14 protein-coding genes are annotated in these 16,728 nt (G+C 45.5%); 3 read left to right on the top strand and 11 right to left on the bottom strand.

The genetic code is table 11. From position 1 onward, the window contains the following. The first annotated feature begins 5 nt into the window (after positions 1-5). Positions 6-1,760: an ABC transporter ATP-binding protein gene (locus AC59GT_RS10815; protein ID WP_497238290.1), complete on the top strand. Its 1,755-nt coding sequence runs from the start codon at positions 6-8 to the stop codon at positions 1,758-1,760. Here AC59GT_RS10815 and AC59GT_RS10810 read toward each other — a convergent pair whose 3' ends face one another. Together AC59GT_RS10810 and uvrA are read right to left on the bottom strand one after the other, a co-directional pair. Continuing rightward, positions 1,761-2,012 carry a hypothetical protein gene (locus AC59GT_RS10810; RefSeq protein WP_497237641.1) on the bottom strand — a complete coding sequence of 84 codons (252 nt, stop codon included), beginning with the start codon at positions 2,010-2,012 and terminating at the stop codon, positions 1,761-1,763. A gap of 113 nt (positions 2,013-2,125) precedes the next feature. Further along, positions 2,126-4,951: an excinuclease ABC subunit UvrA gene (gene uvrA / locus AC59GT_RS10805; RefSeq protein WP_497237640.1), complete on the bottom strand. Its 2,826-nt coding sequence runs from the start codon at positions 4,949-4,951 to the stop codon at positions 2,126-2,128. Positions 4,952-5,319: 368 nt separating this feature from the next. Here uvrA and AC59GT_RS10800 point away from each other — a divergent pair, with 368 nt between their 5' ends. Further along, positions 5,320-5,904 (top strand): RNA polymerase sigma factor, encoded by a 585-nt coding sequence (locus AC59GT_RS10800; RefSeq protein WP_117383855.1) that lies wholly within the window; start codon positions 5,320-5,322, stop codon positions 5,902-5,904. Between the two features lie 85 nt (positions 5,905-5,989). Here AC59GT_RS10800 and AC59GT_RS10795 read toward each other — a convergent pair whose 3' ends face one another. From AC59GT_RS10795 to AC59GT_RS10760, 8 genes are all read right to left on the bottom strand, one after another. Next, complete coding sequence (locus AC59GT_RS10795; RefSeq protein WP_497237639.1) at positions 5,990-6,940, bottom strand: bifunctional riboflavin kinase/FAD synthetase; 951 nt, start codon at positions 6,938-6,940, stop codon at positions 5,990-5,992. A 54-nt stretch (positions 6,941-6,994) separates the two neighbouring features. After that, complete coding sequence (truB, locus tag AC59GT_RS10790) at positions 6,995-7,711, bottom strand: tRNA pseudouridine(55) synthase TruB (RefSeq protein ID WP_497237638.1); 717 nt, start codon at positions 7,709-7,711, stop codon at positions 6,995-6,997. A 41-nt stretch (positions 7,712-7,752) separates the two neighbouring features. After that, on the bottom strand, positions 7,753-8,553 hold the full coding sequence (locus AC59GT_RS10785; RefSeq protein ID WP_117383858.1) for an undecaprenyl-diphosphate phosphatase: 801 nt from the start codon (positions 8,551-8,553) through the stop codon (positions 7,753-7,755). Positions 8,554-8,559: 6 nt separating this feature from the next. Next, positions 8,560-8,829 (bottom strand): DUF3098 domain-containing protein, encoded by a 270-nt coding sequence (locus tag AC59GT_RS10780; protein WP_497237637.1) that lies wholly within the window; start codon positions 8,827-8,829, stop codon positions 8,560-8,562. 45 nt (positions 8,830-8,874) lie between these two features. Next, complete coding sequence (locus tag AC59GT_RS10775) at positions 8,875-9,753, bottom strand: cell division protein FtsX (protein ID WP_117383860.1); 879 nt, start codon at positions 9,751-9,753, stop codon at positions 8,875-8,877. Between the two features lie 144 nt (positions 9,754-9,897). After that, positions 9,898-10,719, bottom strand: a complete 822-nt coding sequence (locus AC59GT_RS10770) for a glycine-rich domain-containing protein (protein ID WP_497237636.1) — start codon at positions 10,717-10,719, stop codon at positions 9,898-9,900. A 61-nt stretch (positions 10,720-10,780) separates the two neighbouring features. Beyond that, a complete protein-coding gene (locus AC59GT_RS10765) occupies positions 10,781-11,677 on the bottom strand; it encodes an MBL fold metallo-hydrolase (protein WP_497237635.1) in 897 nt (298 codons plus the stop codon). Between the two features lie 49 nt (positions 11,678-11,726). Continuing rightward, positions 11,727-12,584, bottom strand: a complete 858-nt coding sequence (locus tag AC59GT_RS10760; protein ID WP_497237634.1) for an alpha/beta hydrolase — start codon at positions 12,582-12,584, stop codon at positions 11,727-11,729. A 183-nt stretch (positions 12,585-12,767) separates the two neighbouring features. Here AC59GT_RS10760 and AC59GT_RS10755 point away from each other — a divergent pair, with 183 nt between their 5' ends. Next, positions 12,768-14,015: a serpin family protein gene (locus tag AC59GT_RS10755; RefSeq protein ID WP_497237633.1), complete on the top strand. Its 1,248-nt coding sequence runs from the start codon at positions 12,768-12,770 to the stop codon at positions 14,013-14,015. 47 nt (positions 14,016-14,062) lie between these two features. Here AC59GT_RS10755 and AC59GT_RS10750 read toward each other — a convergent pair whose 3' ends face one another. Further along, entirely contained in the window at positions 14,063-16,621 is a 2,559-nt protein-coding gene (locus tag AC59GT_RS10750; RefSeq protein WP_497237632.1) for a phosphocholine-specific phospholipase C, read from the bottom strand. Positions 16,622-16,728 lie beyond the last annotated feature (107 nt).

Genomic DNA, 16,728 nt, shown 5'->3' with positions numbered 1-16,728 from the left:
GCATAATGCATTATGTACGCCCGTATATGGGTGTATTTGTATTGGCGGGTTTCCTCACGATCTTTTTGGCAGTAGTCGCTATCATTCAGCCGATACTGATACAGCGTACATTGGATAAGTACATCCTGGCGAACGACTATCATGGGCTGGTATTTATGATAGAGCTGATGATAGCTCAACTAGTTGTTCAAACCATTGCTCAATACTATCAAACGTATCTCACCAACTCACTGGGACAATCGGTAATACGCGATTTGCGTAAGGATGTGTTTAATCATATTACAAGCCTGCGCCTGCGCTATTTTGACCGCACGCCAATAGGCATGCTCATCACCCGAACAGTATCTGACCTGGAGACCATTGCCGATATCTTTTCAGAAGGCCTTATCTCCATAATGGGCGACCTGCTTCTGGTAGTAGCAGTAATCGGCATTATGCTTTGGCAGGACTGGAAGCTTGCGCTGATCACCATGATACCTATGCCGTTTCTGTTTGCCTCTACCTACGTGTTTAAAGAGGCCATCAAATCGTCCTTTCAGGAAGTGCGTACCCAGGTAGCGCAACTGAATACTTTCCTAGCAGAGCATATCAGCGGTATCAGTATTATCCAGTACTTCGCGCGGGAGGATCAGGAAATGCGAAAGTTTGAATCGGTAAATCAAAAATACCGCGACGCTAACATCCGGTCTAACTGGTACTACTCAATATTTTTCCCGGTTGTAGAAATATTGTTCGCTATATGTATGAGCCTGCTGGTTTGGTACGGCTGTAAAAGGATACTGAACGATCAGCAGCTGCATGCTATCTCTGCACATCCGGGCGGGGTTACTCCGGGTGTTATTACAGGTTTTATTGTACTGCTCAACATGCTGTTCAGGCCTATACGCCAGCTGGCAGATAAGTTTAACACCTTGCAGATGGGCATGGTTGGTGCCGACCGTATTTTCAAAGTACTGGACACCGAGGATGTAGCCGTTGATGACGGTAAACTTGCACCGGCAACCATGCAAGGCGAGATAGAGTTTAAAGATGTTTGGTTTGCTTATATAGAAGAGAACTGGGTACTAAAGAACATCAGCTTCCACATCAAACCTGGTGAAACCCTGGCCCTGGTAGGAGCCACAGGTGCCGGCAAATCATCTACCATAAATATCCTGAACCGGTTTTACGACATCGGCAGGGGCAGCGTAACAGTTGATGGCCATGACATCCGCGAGTACAGCGTGGACTACCTTCGTTCGAAAATAGCCACGGTGATACAGGATGTGTTCTTGTTTGCAGATACCATAGGAAACAACATTAGCCTGAGCAACCCTGCAATCACCCGCGAGGAAATTATTAAGGCGGCTAAAGATGTAGGCGCGCATGAGTTTATAGAACGGCTTCCCGGCGGGTACGACTACAACGTGATGGAGCGCGGTGCCACGCTATCGGCAGGGCAGGCGCAGCTGATATCGTTTATTCGTGCGCTGGTTTACAATCCTTCAATATTGGTGTTGGACGAAGCAACTTCATCCGTAGATACCGAAACTGAGCTGCTCATTCAAAATGCAATTAACAAGCTTATGCAGGGGCGTACTGCCATTGTTATAGCACACAGGTTATCTACCATTCAAAATGCAGACAAGATCATCGTGCTTGATCATGGCGAGATAATGGAAATGGGCACCCACCAGGAACTGTTACGAATAGAAAATGGCTATTATCGCAAGCTGTACGATCTTCAGTTTAACTCCGCGGGAATAGCTAAAGCCATATAGTTATTTAGATTCCAGTCTGCGGGCGTCATCACTTGTAGCGTCCGGCTGATCTTCTTTCAGCGGCGTCTTCAAGGGTGTTACCGGTTGCTCGCGGTTTTCGTAATAACCCGCTACATCTTCCTGCTGCGGCTCGTCGGCATGATATTGTTTGTCGCGTTGTTTAACAATACTTTTATGTCCTTCATCGTTCGGCCTGTCGGTAGGTGTATCCGATGGCGAAGGTTTATCGTGGTCGTTTGCTGGTGTGGTCATACTTAGATAACAGGAGCGCCGGGGTTTTGTTTAGAAGAGGCATAACCCTTAAAACAGAAAATCGCCTCATGTGAGGCGATTTCTAACATCTTATATGTTCAAAAACAGTCTTATTATCTTACTTCAAACCGTTCTTTCAAAAACTCCCCTGTAAAACTTCCTTCCTGTTTTATCAGGTCTTCCGGAACGCCTTCAAATACCACGTTGCCACCCTTATTTCCACCTTCAGGGCCGATGTCTATAACCCAATCGGCGCACTTTATCACATCCATGTTGTGCTCTATTACAATAATGGTGTTTCCGTGTTCAAGCAAGGCATCAAAGGACTTCAGAAGTTTTTTGATATCGGCAAAGTGCAGTCCTGTTGTCGGCTCATCAAAAATGAACAATGTTTTATGTGTGTTATTGCCCTTTACCAGGAACGATGCCAGCTTAATACGCTGTGCCTCACCACCCGAAAGCGTGTTTGATGATTGCCCCAATTGCACGTAGCCCAAACCCACATCAACCAGTGGCTTTATCTTAGCAACTATCTTGGCTTCTTTGGCAAAGAACTCGAGTGCCTCGTCTATTGTAAGGTCAAGTACTTCAGAAACGTTTTTCTCATTGTAAGTGATGTCAAGAATGTGCTGCTTAAAGCGCTTGCCGCCACAAGCTTCGCAGGTCAGGAAGATGTCCGCCATAAACTGCATCTCTATTTTTACCTCGCCTTCGCCCTGGCAAACATCGCAGCGGCCGCCTTCTACGTTAAAAGAGAATGCAGATGGTTTTAAACCGCCGGCTTTTGCGGCCGGTTGAGAAGCATAAAGGTTTCTAATATCGTCCCAGGCTTTTACATAAGTAACCGGGTTAGAACGTGATGAGCGGCCAATCGGATTTTGATCTACCAATTCTACCTGTTCTATTTTAGCGTAATCTCCCTCCAGGCTATCAAAACTACCGGACTGCTCGCCGGTGTAGTTGCCCAGCGTTTTTTGCAATGCCGGTGCTAACACCCGTTTAACCAAACTGGTTTTCCCAGAGCCGGATACACCTGTAACTACAGTAAGTACACCCAGCGGGAACTTTGCGCTTACATGGTTAAGGTTGTTTTCTCTTGCACCTTTTAATTCAATAAAGTCGTTCCATTGGCGGCGTGTCTTAGGGATGGCTATTTCTTCCCGGCCGCTCAGGTATTTGCCTGTAAGGCTATTGTCATCAACTATAATCTGGTCGTAAGTGCCTGTAAATATTAAATTACCGCCATGTGTACCTGCTTCGGGTCCTATATCAATAATATGGTCGGCCGCTTTCATTATCTCTTCTTCGTGCTCAACAACCAAAACGGTGTTGCCAACGTCCCGAAGAGACTTTAATACGCCTACCAGCCGTTGGGTATCCCTCGGATGCAACCCTATGCTGGGCTCATCCAAAACATATACTGAGCCCACCAAGCTGCTACCCAGCGATGTAGCCAGGTTAATACGCTGCGACTCACCGCCTGATAAGGTATTAGACAGACGGTTAAGCGTTAGATAGCTTAAGCCAACATCATTTAAAAACCGTAAACGGTTTGTTATCTCAAGCAATAAACGTTTGCCTATTTTAACATCATTAGGGCTGAGGGACAAACTGCCGAAGAAATCCAGTGCTTCATCAAGCGGCATCAGCACAATGTCGGTGATTGAGCGGCTTTCAATTTTCACGTAAGCAGCGTCCTTCCGCAGCCGGCTGCCTTTACATTCAGGGCAGGTTGTTTTGCCACGATATCTAGACAAGAGCACCCGGTATTGTATCTTATACGTTTGCTCCTCCATTTCCTTAAAAAACTCGTTTAACCCGCGGAAGTATTGGTTACCTGTCCACAGCATCTGTTGTTGCTCTGGTGTAAGCTGGTTGTATTGACGGTGGATTGGGAAATCGAACTTAATGGCGCTTTTTACGAGTTTGTCGTTCCACTCGCGCATTTTTTCGCCGCGCCATGGTGCTATGGCTCCTTCGTAAACTGTTTTGCTCTTGTCTGGAATAACCAGGTCCTCGTCAATACCAATTACTTTACCGTAGCCTTCGCAGCGTTTACATGCGCCGTAAGGGTTATTAAAACTAAAGAAATTGGCTGTAGGCTCTTCAAAGCGGATTCCGTCGAGTTCAAACCGGTCGCAGAAAAACTTTTCAATTTCGTTGTCTGCCTCTGGTTCACGGTAGCGCACAAAAACATCTCCTTTACCTTCAAAGAATCCTGTTTGCACACTATCCGCCAGGCGGCTTAATGTTTCCTCTTCAGTGTTTTTGGTGATCCTGTCTATAACAATCCGGACGGCGGTATCACTTATCTGTGCAACATTGGCAATGGATTCATCCTCCAGCATGCTTTCTATGCGGTTCAGCTCCCCGTTATACTCAACACGGATGAAGCCTTTTTGCATCAGCACCGCTAACTCTTCTTTAAGGCTGCGATTGTTATGCGGATGTAGCGGGCATATTATGGTAACCTGCGTTTCATCTACAAGGCTGGTTACAAAGTTTACTACATCTGTAACCGTATCCTTTTTTACCACTCCGCCGGAAACAGGGGATATGGTTTTGCCAATGCGCGAGAACAGCAGCTTAAGATAATCGTAAATCTCTGTACTGGTACCCACGGTAGAGCGGGGGTTACTGGTAATAACTTTTTGTTCAATAGCAATTGCCGGCGCTATGCCTTTTATATAATCTACATCGGGCTTGTTCATTCGGCCCAGGAACTGGCGAGCGTAGGATGATAAACTTTCTACATACCTGCGCTGACCTTCGGCATAAAGGGTATCAAAAGCAAGAGAAGATTTGCCCGAGCCTGACATGCCGGTAACTACCACCAGCTTGTTTTTAGGGATGGCAACATCCATGTTTTTAAGGTTGTGTACCCTGGCACCCTTTATTATAATATGCTTTTGCGGATCTTTTTCTGCTTCTTTGATCATTGTACTGATGTGGCTGAACTGTTTTGCGGCTGAACTATAAATAATATCACCCTGGCGTTAAACCTTTTGTACTAGTCTTAGGTCTAACAAAACAAAACCGATTATGGACCGCAAAAATCCTAAAAATTTTAGCGTTATCCAAACGGACCAGAGTATTGCTATAGTGTTTAACGGAGTAGATGACTATCTTTTACCAACACAAATAATATTTGGTCGAAACATAAGATACCCAACTAAAAAATATTTGTTTTTATTTTTAAGATCATTATATTTGAGGGTAAGATTTATCACCCTAAAAAGAAACGCTATAGATAGAACTCTACTTTAATAACGACGAAAAATTTAATTTAGTTTATTAGTAGCTTTCTATGGATTTTCAATTGAAAAGTGATCAGGATCTAATCCATCTATATGTAGCCGGTGAAGAAGCAGGACTTGTGGAACTCATCAGGCGCTACCAATCAAAAATTTACACTTCTATATATCTGCTTGTTAAAGACGAAGCTTTAGCCGAGGATATTTTCCAGGATACCTTCATCAAAGTAATCAACACGCTTAAGGCTGGCAAGTACAACGAGGAAGGCAAGTTTTTACCCTGGGTAACCCGTATAGGCCATAACCTTGTTATAGATCATTTCCGCCGTGAGAAACGCGCGCCAATGGTGAACAATGGTGACGACTTTGATATTTTTGAAGTACTGGGCAATTATGATGAGAGCGCCGAGGACCGTATGGTACGCGAGCAAACTCATCGGGACCTTAAAGCGTTGATACAGCTTTTACCTGCCGAGCAGAAAGAAGTACTAATTATGCGCCACTTTGGCGACATGAGCTTTAAGGAAATTGCAGAGGTGACGGATGTAAGTATTAACACAGCATTAGGCCGTATGCGTTACGCGTTGAACAACCTTCGTAAGATGATGCAGACTAAAGAGCTTAGCCTTAAAAATTAGCGACTACACTTCATAGAGATTAGATAAGAAGGCAGCTATAAACTATAGCTGCCTTTTTTATTGCTCCAGTATTGCGCTCAACTCGTTAAGTATTGAATTGCGGGCTGTTGAGGATGAGCAGCGCTTGCACGTCTTCCTTGTCTTTGCCTAACTGAACGGTTAATTCCTCCAGTGATGCAAAATGTATATCATCCCTTACAAAATGCAGGAACTCCATACGCAGTGTTTTGGTGTAGATATCCTGATTGAAGTTGAAAATGTTTACTTCTATGTTGCGCGTCATACCGTTAACGGTGGGCCGGTTGCCTATGTAGGCCATACCATCATAAATCTGCTTTTCTACCCGTACTCTTACAGCGTATATGCCATTTTTAGGTATCAATTTATACTGCTCTTCTACCATTAGGTTAGCAGTAGGGTAGCCAAGCTGCCTGCCTATCTGGTCACCCCGAATAACCTTACCTGTTATAAAGAACGGATAGCCAAGGCAATCGTTCGCAACATTTATTTGCCCGTCCAGCAAAGCTGTACGCACCCGGGTTGAGCTGATCGCTACGTCATTAATGTCCTGTTCGGGAATTTCCAGTACTTCAAAGTTGTATACAGGCGCTAGTTTAAGCAGGTCCTGAAGGCCGCCCTGCCTGTCTTTGCCAAAACGGTGATCGTAGCCGATAACAATAGTTTTGGTACCTATTTTATCAACCAGGATATCTTTTATGTATTCCTCTGCAGACTGGTTGCTAAAATCCCTTGAAAAAGGCGTGATAATCAGATGATCGACACCCAGACGCTCCAATAACTCAGCCTTTTCTTCAATTGTTGTGATCAGCTTAATTGTCTCGTCCTCGGGATGGAGGATCATGCGCGGGTGAGGAAAAAATGTAAGTATTACCGTTTCGCCGCCACTTGCAGCAGCAAGCTCTTTTAACCTGGCAATTATCTTGCGATGCCCGATGTGTACGCCGTCAAAAGTGCCTATGGTAACCACGGCATTTTTAACGGTTGTAAATTCATCAATATGATGATATATTTTCATAGGAACTGCAAATGTAAATGTAGAAAGCGTAAACTGGAAATTACTTGAGGAATGCTATTCTATTGGCGGAACATTTTTTAATTCACGGATGCTGGTCACCAGTTCCATCACCTCGTGTGCATTCTCGATAAGGAAACTACCGCTGCGCGTTCGGCGGAGACGCGATAGGTAAGCGCCGTTATTAAGTGCCTTACCAAAGTCATTTGCCAGCGACCGGATGTAGGTGCCTTTGCTGCACACTACTCTGAAGTCTACCTCTGGAAGTTCTATGCGGGTTATCTCAAACTCTGTAATAGTAACCGTGCGGGCTTTAAGTTCAACCTCTTCGCCGCGGCGTGCTTTTTCGTAAAGGCGTTCGCCGTCCACCTTTATGGCCGAATGTGCAGGCGGGTATTGCTGTATCTCGCCGGTAAATTGCGCGCAGGCCGCTTTTATCTGTTCTTCGGTAAGGTGACTTAGGTCGAAACTTCCTTCGGGTTCGCTCTCCAGGTCATAAGTTGGGGTAGTGGCACCTAATACAAGTGTGCCGGTGTATTCCTTTTCTTCGGCCTGGAAGGAGTCGATCTGCTTGGTCATTTTACCCGTGCAGATAATAAGAAGTCCGGTAGCGAGAGGATCCAGCGTACCCGCGTGGCCTACTTTAATCTTCAGCGGCTTAAAAGCATTCCGGATCTTGCCGACAACGTCAAAGCTGGTCCATTTGTACGGTTTGTTCACAAGCAGCAGTTGTCCGTCTACAAAGTGCTGTATATCGGTAAAGTAAGAGGTCAAAGCAAAAAATTAAGCAGCAAAGGTACAAAAAGCGGCTTTGCTTACACCATCTGCAAATTGTGCCCGGTCATTAATAGCACTATAATAACCCCACCAACTAATATGCGGTACCAGCCAAACAGCTGAAATCCCCTTTTTTCAAGAAAAGTAATGAATGATTTAATTGCCAGCATTGCTACTATAAACGCTATGATGTTACCTACTACCAGGAACTTAATCTGCTCGCCGGTGAACATTTGCTCGTGCGTTTTGTGGTAATCCCACACCTCTTTTAAGGTAGCGCCAAACATGGTAGGCACGGCCAAAAAGAAAGAAAACTCTGCAGCTGCAGTACGGCTAAGCTTTTGGCTCATACCGCCAACTATAGTAGCGGCAGAACGGGATACACCTGGTATAACCGCAAGACACTGAAAAAGGCCAACCTTAAGAGCTGTTGGGTAAGAAATGTTCTCTTCTTTCGTGACAGCTGTGTCCTGATTAAACCATTTATCTACAAACAGCAGGATGATACCACCTACCAGTAGCGAAATAGCCACGACCAGCGGGCTTTCCAGCAATTTATCGATATGTTTTTTCAGCAGTACGCCGACTATTACTGCCGGGATAACACCTACCACCAGTTTAAAGTAAAAATCGATAGAGCGGAAAAAACGTTTAAAGTAGAGGATTACAACAGAAAGGATGGCACCGAGCTGTATCACTACTTCAAACAGCTTCACGAAGTCATCAGTAGCTATGCCCATAACGGACGATGCAATAACCATATGACCTGTAGAAGAAACAGGAAGAAATTCGGTAAGGCCTTCTATTATAGCAAGAACAATTACGTGGATAAGGTTCATGGTGGATTATGCTGTTGGTTTTTTTAGGATAGCAAAAAAACCAAGGGCGAATCCCGCCAGTACAACTACCGGGGCAATAACAATTTTGGTGGTGCTGTAAATATCTGTAGTGCCGCTCATGAGAAAGAAACCAATGGCTACCGCCACAATGCTGATGATGAGTAAGCGGTAGTTTTCTTTACCGAATACGAATTGCACCGGTTGAGTATCTGCCACCGGCTTTGTTGCGGTAGTGCTTGTTTTTACTGTTGCAGCAGGCTTTTGTTGCTGTGCCATATATCTTTAAATTAATGTTGTTAATGAACGTAAAGGACCTGTTGATTATCTGTACAGATCGTATATTTTTAGACGTAAGAATTTGTTAACTGCCAGGTAGGTACTAACGGCGGACATTAAGATGCCAAGGCCGATCACACCTAAAAACACAATACCAAACTCGGTATAGTTTTGCAGGATAACCAGGTCAGGAACTTGTTTGTAAGCTAAATACAAGGTCAGTATCAGGATCAGGATAGCAATTAAGCCACCAAGCAAACCATGCCATATACCATAAAGCAGGAAAGGTTTGCGTATAAAGCCCTTTGTTGCGCCTACCAGCTGCATCGATTTGATTAGAAACCGCTGTGAGTAGATAGCCAGCCTGATGGTATTATTAATAAGGGCAACAGAAAGCACCACGAATATACCCGCGAAGGCCAGTATCACCAAACTGATAGAGGTAAGGTTCTGGTTCATTTGGTCCACAAGTGACTGCTGGTACTTAACTTCTTTCACCAGCGGGTTCTTCAATAGATCCGCTTTAAATTTGTCAATACCCGAGTTGTTGGCGTAGTCTGCCTTCAGGTAAACATCCAGAGACTGGGATAGCGGATTGTAACCCAGGAACTTTACGAAATCCTCGCCCAGGTCTTTCTGTAGGTTACGTGCAGCAAGTTCTTTGCTTACGTACTGGGTTTGTTTCACCATAACGTTGCCATCCAGCTGTTTTTGCAGTTGGAGCACATCCGCTTCGTGGGCAGCGTCATCCATGAAAATGTTTAATACGATGTTCTCTTTTACGTAGCGCGAAAGGTTATTGGCATGCACCAATATCAGCCCCAGTAAACCTATCATCAGTAATACCATGGCTATACCAAAAACCGTTGAAATATATATGGTTTTGGTTTTTTTTGCCGACGCGCTTGTTTCGAATTCTTCCATTCTTTCCAGATATAAGATGCACAACTGATAACGGATTTATACGCAACCAGTCTAAATCAACCTATTATCCTGCGAAAATAGCAAACCCATGCTAAAGCTGAAAGGATATGCAGGATAATTAACAATTATTAACGGATGCTCCGCTTAATCTCCTCCGCCCCCGCATCCGCTGCAACCTGAAGAGCACCCGGAGCAACCGCTGCCACAGCCGCTGTCTCCGCTATCCCCATCGGAATGGTGCCCACCATGATGGCTGTTATGATCCCAGGAAGAATCTCCGCTGCAACCTCCCGAACCGCTGTTATCCCGATTGTCGCCTTTATTGCTGCGATTCGGATCAGACTCATGCCGGTAAACTGCGACAGTCACAAAGCTTACGACACCCAGCATAAACAGGATGGCGAATAAACTATCGGTTGCCTGTACAAATACAGCTAAAATAACCAACAGCATTACAGCAACAGCGGAGTAGATAGTGAACCGGGGCTTTTTAACTAGCCAATACCTGTCCATATTCACCCGCTGAAAGTTGATCTCGGTAAAGCGGCGTTGGTTATTGTGCCAGATATCTTCCGGTGGGTATATACCAAACTGTTCCCGGTAAATATCCTTTAATAAAGTATAGTACTTGTTGAACTTTTTTGCCTCGTCACCGCCACCTTTTGTAGGATTATGGTGAATGTTTTGACCGATAGTATCTTGGCAAAGGTCAATCCAGTAAGATCGGGTATAGGTCAGGTGCAGGTGCCACGCCTGATCTACAGGGTCAGATGGAGTTATGCCACTACCGCTAACACAGCACAGAAAAATAAACTTTTTGTACTCGGCTATAACGCGGTTGGTGTAACTAAGGCTCCAACCGTTCTCGCGGGCAAGCCGTGTCGAAAATTTAAAGCCAGCTTCAGGGTCGTCGAGTTTAAAGGCTTCAATTTTGGCCCATAGTAAGGTTTCGGCAGCGTTCATCATTAATAAAGCTTGACCTAAAAGTAAGCTTTATTAATGATGTATTGCCACGACAAAATGTTGTTTACGCCGTCAACTCCTCATACGCTGCGGTTAGTCCGCGTTCTATGCCGCTGCCCTGGAATTCAGTAACACCCGGGATAGCCTTGCTGGCAAGTATTTCCTCTTTGGTTTTGCCTGCTTTTATGCTGCTTTCTACGTAGGCTACCAGTTTCACGAGGAAGTCCTGCATTAATTTAAGGTCTTCTGCTGTGCCGGTAACTTTAACGGGGTCGAACGCGTGACCGAAAACATATTGAGTTTTACTGTCAAAAGTTTTTAATGCAGACTCCAGCGCCAATGGCCAATGCTTGCATGATGCACCGGCACTGCGGTCTATATACGGGTACATACGGTTGAATACAAGGTCGCCGGTATGTACAATATTGGCGTGCTCAAAATGGATCATACTGTCACCGTTGGTGTGGCCGGCGCCGAAATAATGAGCGGCGATGCTTTCGTCGCCGTGTTTTATCTTCCACTTATCGGTAAAGGTAGTGTCGGGGTAAAGTTGTTTGTCATCATTGCCGCCTTTGGCAGCAGCATTCTTTTGATTGGTAAGCGAGTTGGCATGAGCGGCCACCTTCTTCACTAAGCCTTTAAACGCGATGTTACCGCTGGTATGGTCGCCATGGTGATGAGTATTAATAAGCCACTGAAAAGGTTTATCGCTTTTCTTTTGCATTTCGGCAATCAGGTGCGGGGCGGTGTCCGGGAACTGCGCATCTACAACCACAATGCCCTCTTTATTTACCAGCCAGGCGATGGTGCCGCCTTTTTCGGTAAAGATGCCTACGTTGTTACGAAGCGGCGTTACCTGAAAACCTGTTTGAGCCAGTAAACCGGCGAAACCTTTATTGCTTAGAAAAGCCAGCGCACCTGCTGTTAAAGCAGCATTGGTTATAAATTGTCTGCGTTGCATATGTATTATGATTGATGTTTAATGGTTCAGCAATATAGCGTTTAGCTGTTTAATATTGATGGAACGATTGCGACACAAACTCCAGCACTACAGGCAACGAGGCGCGCCAGTAGGTCCAGTTGTGGGCACCGTCGCGTACGCGGTACTCATGCGGAATATCTTTCTTACGCATTAGGTTATGTACAAGGCCGTTCCCTTCAAATAAGAAATCATCGTCGCCTACATCCATAAACCAGCGCACTGCTTTCTTCTGTGCGTCGGGCATGGCTTCCATTAATGGTAATACGCTGTACTTATTGTAATAGTTGCTTATGGTACTATCTGCCAGGCCCGGTGTAGCCTTGGTTAAAGCAGCCTTAGCTGCGTCTAAATTCAAATACCCGGTAGCAGCACTTAGCGGACAAGCCGATGAAAACATCTCCGGGTGGTGCAGCGCGTAAATAAAGCTACCGCCGCCGCCCATGCTTAGGCCAGCTATGGCACGGAAGCGCTTGTCGCTTTTAACCCTGTACTTTTTCTCTACAAAGGGTACCAGTTCATTAAAGAAGAAATCCTCGTAGTTCCAATCGCCTTTTATGTCATTAAAATAGCCGCGGCGGCCTGTATTAGCGTCGGGCATTACAATTATCATGGGTGTAGCGGTACCTTCGCGTATGGCCTTGTCGGTAATGTTCAGCACCTCGCCAAACTGTACCCAGCCGGTTTGATCGTCGCCGGCACCATGCAGCAGGTACAGTATAGGATAGGAGCGGCCGCTGCTCTCATAATCAGGCGGAAGGTAAATAGCGTACTTGCGTTCGCTCTTTAGTATTTTACTGTTTACGGTTAGGTTGTCGTACACTTTGCCGGTTTGCGCCATCATAGCAAAAGGGCAAAGCATAAGCATGCATGCAATAAGCTTTTTCATTTATTAAAGGTTTTCTAATTGGGAGCTTACAACCGGGGTTTGTTGCTGGCAGATAAATTTAAACATAAAACACCGAAGTGCAAGGCCAGCCTAATCTCTTTTTTGTAGCTGCTGTATCACTGGCTTTTACACCTGCGTAATGTATTTGTAAACTAAACAAAACACTAACTAAAACTTATTACAATGAAGCACATATGTAAATCTCTGCTGTCCGGCCTGTTGGCGATAGGGCTGTTTTCCTGCAACAAAAGCGACCCCGACCCCGGCACTGGTAAGGACCTTGTGTTGACTGCCACCGAACAGCAAAAAGTTGCTGCTGACAATAAGTTCACGCTGAAGTTGTTCAAAGGTATAGGGTTAGCAGACAGTTCCGATCACAACGTATTCATGTCGCCGTTAAGCGTAAGCTTTGCTATGGCGATGACGGCAAACGGAGCAAAAGGCGCTACGCTCGACTCGATAAACAAGGTAATGGAGTTTACCGGCTTTACACAGGACGACGTTAATAACTACTACAACAAGCTGGTGACCGATCTGCCGCAACTAGACCCAAACACAAAGCTTAACGTAGCAAATTCCATATGGTACCGCCAGGGTTTTAATGTGCTGCCCGATTTTCTATCTGTAAACACCTCAAAATACCAGGCACAGGTACAGGCGCTTGACTTTGGAAGTGCATCAGCAAAAAACACTATTAACGATTGGGTGAGCGGTAAAACAAATGGTAAAATTCCTACTATAGTTAATGCTATACCGTCGGACGTGCAAATGTATTTAATAAACGCCATTTACTTTAAAAGTACCTGGAAGGCGAAGTTTGATGCTGCAAATACTGCTAAAAAGCCTTTTTACTTACAAGGCGGTGGTACAGTGCAGGCGGACCTGATGTCTAAAGAAGGTCTTGAATATAAAACAAACTTTATCCCCGCTGACAGTACCCGGATTGCCGAAATCCCTTACGTGCATGATAAATACAGTATGGTTATCGTGCTTCCCGGGGCAAACAAAACGGTGAAGCAGGTGCTTAGCGGCCTTACCGCCGATAAATGGCAATCCTGGATGAGCGGCTTATACCAACTTAAAGGGCGCGTTATCATGCCTAAATTTAAGTTCAGCTATGGCAAGACACTAAAGCAGCCTTTGTCGTCATTAGGCATGAGCCTGCCATTTAGTAATTTAGCCGACCTGTCTGGCATTAACGGGACCGGAGGCCTTAAAATAACTGAAGTAATGCACAAAGCATTTGTAGAAGTTAACGAGGAAGGCACTGAAGCTGCTGCTGCAACTTCTGTATCTGTTGGGGTCACATCTCCGGCACCATCACCAGACCTGGTGCTGGATCGTCCTTTTATGTTTGCAATAAGGGAGATGAAAACCGGATTAATTATCTTCGCAGGTATTATAAACAACCCGACGTTAGCCGGTCAATAAAACCTGATATAATATAAAAGCGCCCTTAACTTCAGGGCGCTTTTATATTATACCACTCTGCCCATTAATGGGTCGCTAAAGCTTGGCTTGCCTGTTTCTACCCGCCCGGCGTAGCGTGCTTCGAAATCCGGGTAAGCTTTAACTTTAACACTGAAGTCATACCAACCAAAGCTTTTAGCCAGGTCGATCTTCATTATCTGCGGTGCAAAGCTTTCGTAATGAATGGTCATCTGCTTTGCCGCAGTTTTGTAGGCGTTGTCAGTAACCTCTACCGTCAGTGGCGCATGATTGCCGGGTATGCTAAATGTAAGCTCAACGTTGCCGTTTGCTGCATTATTCAACATTTGATAGGCAAAGTCAACGTTTATCTGCGGATCTTTTGCATCACCTTTAAACACCCGGTAAAAACCATTTGGTCCATAAACACGCAAATGATATTTGCCGTTCTCAAAATCAGCCAATGGCCATTCATCTGTAATAGTATCTCCCGGAGTTACCGCGTAGCTCCATGTGCGTACATCTTCCATAGTGCCCGGCGTGTGCAAGCTTGCATATTTGCCTGGCGCGTAAACATTAAACGCCCCGCCTGCAGCCTGGGTCCCAAAAAGCTTGTCGCCGGTCTTAAAAGTAAGTTCTACCGCGTTTTTAGCTTTATTAAAGCCGCCGTCAACGTATAGCTCGTACGGCAAAGCGCAGGCGTGCTTAATACCCTTCTCCTGCTGTGCCATAATGGGCGAAGTACGCGGATTGTGTTTTATTGTTTTAACATCAGCGTCGGTGAGTTTTTTGAAGGTAGGCAGGCTCTTGAACTTGGCTTTGTGAATACCTTCTACATAAGCATCCATATCTAAAAATACTGGAGTAGGTATTTGTTCGCCGTTATACTGTCTAAAGGCTGAAGTTAAATCACCACAAACCGTCCGGCGCCAGTTGCTGATGTTGCTTTCTTTAACGTTTTTACCAGTTTTAAGCTTGATGAACTTCTCCATGAACTGCAGGCTGGATGTATGGTCGAAAACTTCCGAATTCACCCATCCGCCGCGGCTCCATGGCGATGCGATGATCATCGGTACCCGGTAGCCCAGGCCAATAGCGTTTTCGCGATAGTATTTGGCATCCCACTCTTTGCGTTTCTTTTCCTGGTCCATAGTAACAAACTCTGCCCGGGTATCTATGCCAGCTGATACCTTTCCGGTGCCGGGCTTGTGCGAATGTGGGGCCACAAACGGGGGCACATGGTCAAAGTAGCCATCGTTCTCGTCGTAGGTAAGAATGAAGATGGTCTTCTTCCAAACTTCGGGGTTGTGCGTCAGGATGTCCATAACTTCCGATACATACCATGCGCCATACCATGGCGCGCTGGGGTGGTCAGAGAAATTTTCGGGCGCTGTTATCCATGATACTGAAGGTAGCTTGCCTGTTTTAACATCCTCCCTAAACTGATACAGTACATCGCCTTTGGGTACCTGTACCTCACGCGCAATACCATTGTCGGTATATTTAAGTGTGGTTAGCTCGTGGTAACTGGCGTCTTTACTGTTGGTGTCAAATGCTTTTTTGTGGATGTTCTTCTCGCGGTCTGTCAGCTTATCAAAGGTGCCTGCCTCGGTTAAATGGATATCTTTTTTGATGTCCTCCATATCCTTGCGCATTTGTTTTAGCTGTAGTTGCAGGTGGTCTATGTGCGCATCTCCGGGTGGTAGCGCAGCAAGCTTCTTTTCGGCTTCGGCAATCTGCGCAGGCAACAGCGCGTGTTTCTTTTTAAGGTATTCTAAGTGCTTGCTATGGAGTTTTACATGATACTGCTCAAAATATTCCAGCGGATTATCCCCAAAATTCGATAGCCAGGACTCTTGTTCACCCTCAAAACCCACGTTTACATACAGCTCATTCTGGTAGCATTTCCAGGAAATGCCTGCTTCTTCCAGCCGCTCAGGGAAAGTGGTCCAGTTCAGGGTTTCAAAGTCAGCATCCTCGTTCCACACATTTGCCTGCGAGTCCTCATTCTGGTCCTTGCGAATGGTTCCGCTCCACAGGAACAAACGGTTTGGCGTAGTACCGGTGAGCGACGAGCAAAAGTGCTGGTCGCAAACGGTAAACGCATCGGCCAATGCGTAGTTAAAGGGGAGGTCCTGCCGGGTATGGTAGCCAAGGGTAAGCGGCATGTCCTTATAAGCTTTACTGCCCGATTGTTTTTCCAGTAACCATCTGTCAAACTTGCCATCGTTACGTGCATCTACCTGGTTTGTCCAGCTGTGCGGTAACGAACTCATCCATGTTGCCTTTGTGTTCTTGATATCTAAATGAAATGGCGCGTAAGTGTCGCCTTTATGATCAGTTTGCAGCCATACCGGGTTGCCATTCGGCAGGTTTATCGCGCGCGGGTCATTGTACCCGCGTACACCCTTAAGGGTGCCAAAGCAATGGTCGAACGAGCGGTTCTCCTGCATTAGTATCACTACATGTTCTGCATCCTGCCAGGTGCTGCCTTTAGCCGGGTTAATGGCCAAAGCCTTTTGTATAGATGGTGGCAAAAGGCTGCTAAGGCCTGCGGCGCCGCTTAGCATTGCCGCTTTTTTTAAGAACTCTCTGCGGGTATCAGACATGGATATTAGTAGTTGTGTTTACGGCCGGCAATTTAGTAATAGGTATATTAACCCAATATAAATTAATTAGCTGTGCATATTACGGTTAATATAAATTACCTAAATTT

The sequence above is a fragment of the Mucilaginibacter sp. 320_HR genome, assembly GCF_059691875.1.
Note: the sequence above shows the minus strand (reverse complement) of the source record. Positions and strands in the feature narration are given on the sequence as shown.

Coding starts and splice junctions, on each gene's coding strand:
- AC59GT_RS10755 (WP_497237633.1), top strand. CDS start 12,768: ATGAAGCACATATGTAAATCTCTGCTGTCCGGCCTGTTGGCGATAGGG.
- AC59GT_RS10810 (WP_497237641.1), bottom strand. CDS start 2,012: ATGACCACACCAGCAAACGACCACGATAAACCTTCGCCATCGGATACA.
- AC59GT_RS10760 (WP_497237634.1), bottom strand. CDS start 12,584: ATGAAAAAGCTTATTGCATGCATGCTTATGCTTTGCCCTTTTGCTATG.
- AC59GT_RS10770 (WP_497237636.1), bottom strand. CDS start 10,719: ATGATGAACGCTGCCGAAACCTTACTATGGGCCAAAATTGAAGCCTTT.
- AC59GT_RS10765 (WP_497237635.1), bottom strand. CDS start 11,677: ATGCAACGCAGACAATTTATAACCAATGCTGCTTTAACAGCAGGTGCG.
- AC59GT_RS10795 (WP_497237639.1), bottom strand. CDS start 6,940: ATGAAAATATATCATCATATTGATGAATTTACAACCGTTAAAAATGCC.
- uvrA (WP_497237640.1), bottom strand. CDS start 4,951: ATGATCAAAGAAGCAGAAAAAGATCCGCAAAAGCATATTATAATAAAG.
- AC59GT_RS10780 (WP_497237637.1), bottom strand. CDS start 8,829: ATGGCACAGCAACAAAAGCCTGCTGCAACAGTAAAAACAAGCACTACC.
- AC59GT_RS10750 (WP_497237632.1), bottom strand. CDS start 16,621: ATGTCTGATACCCGCAGAGAGTTCTTAAAAAAAGCGGCAATGCTAAGC.
- AC59GT_RS10775 (WP_117383860.1), bottom strand. CDS start 9,753: ATGGAAGAATTCGAAACAAGCGCGTCGGCAAAAAAAACCAAAACCATA.
- AC59GT_RS10785 (WP_117383858.1), bottom strand. CDS start 8,553: ATGAACCTTATCCACGTAATTGTTCTTGCTATAATAGAAGGCCTTACC.
- AC59GT_RS10800 (WP_117383855.1), top strand. CDS start 5,320: ATGGATTTTCAATTGAAAAGTGATCAGGATCTAATCCATCTATATGTA.
- AC59GT_RS10815 (WP_497238290.1), top strand. CDS start 6: ATGCATTATGTACGCCCGTATATGGGTGTATTTGTATTGGCGGGTTTC.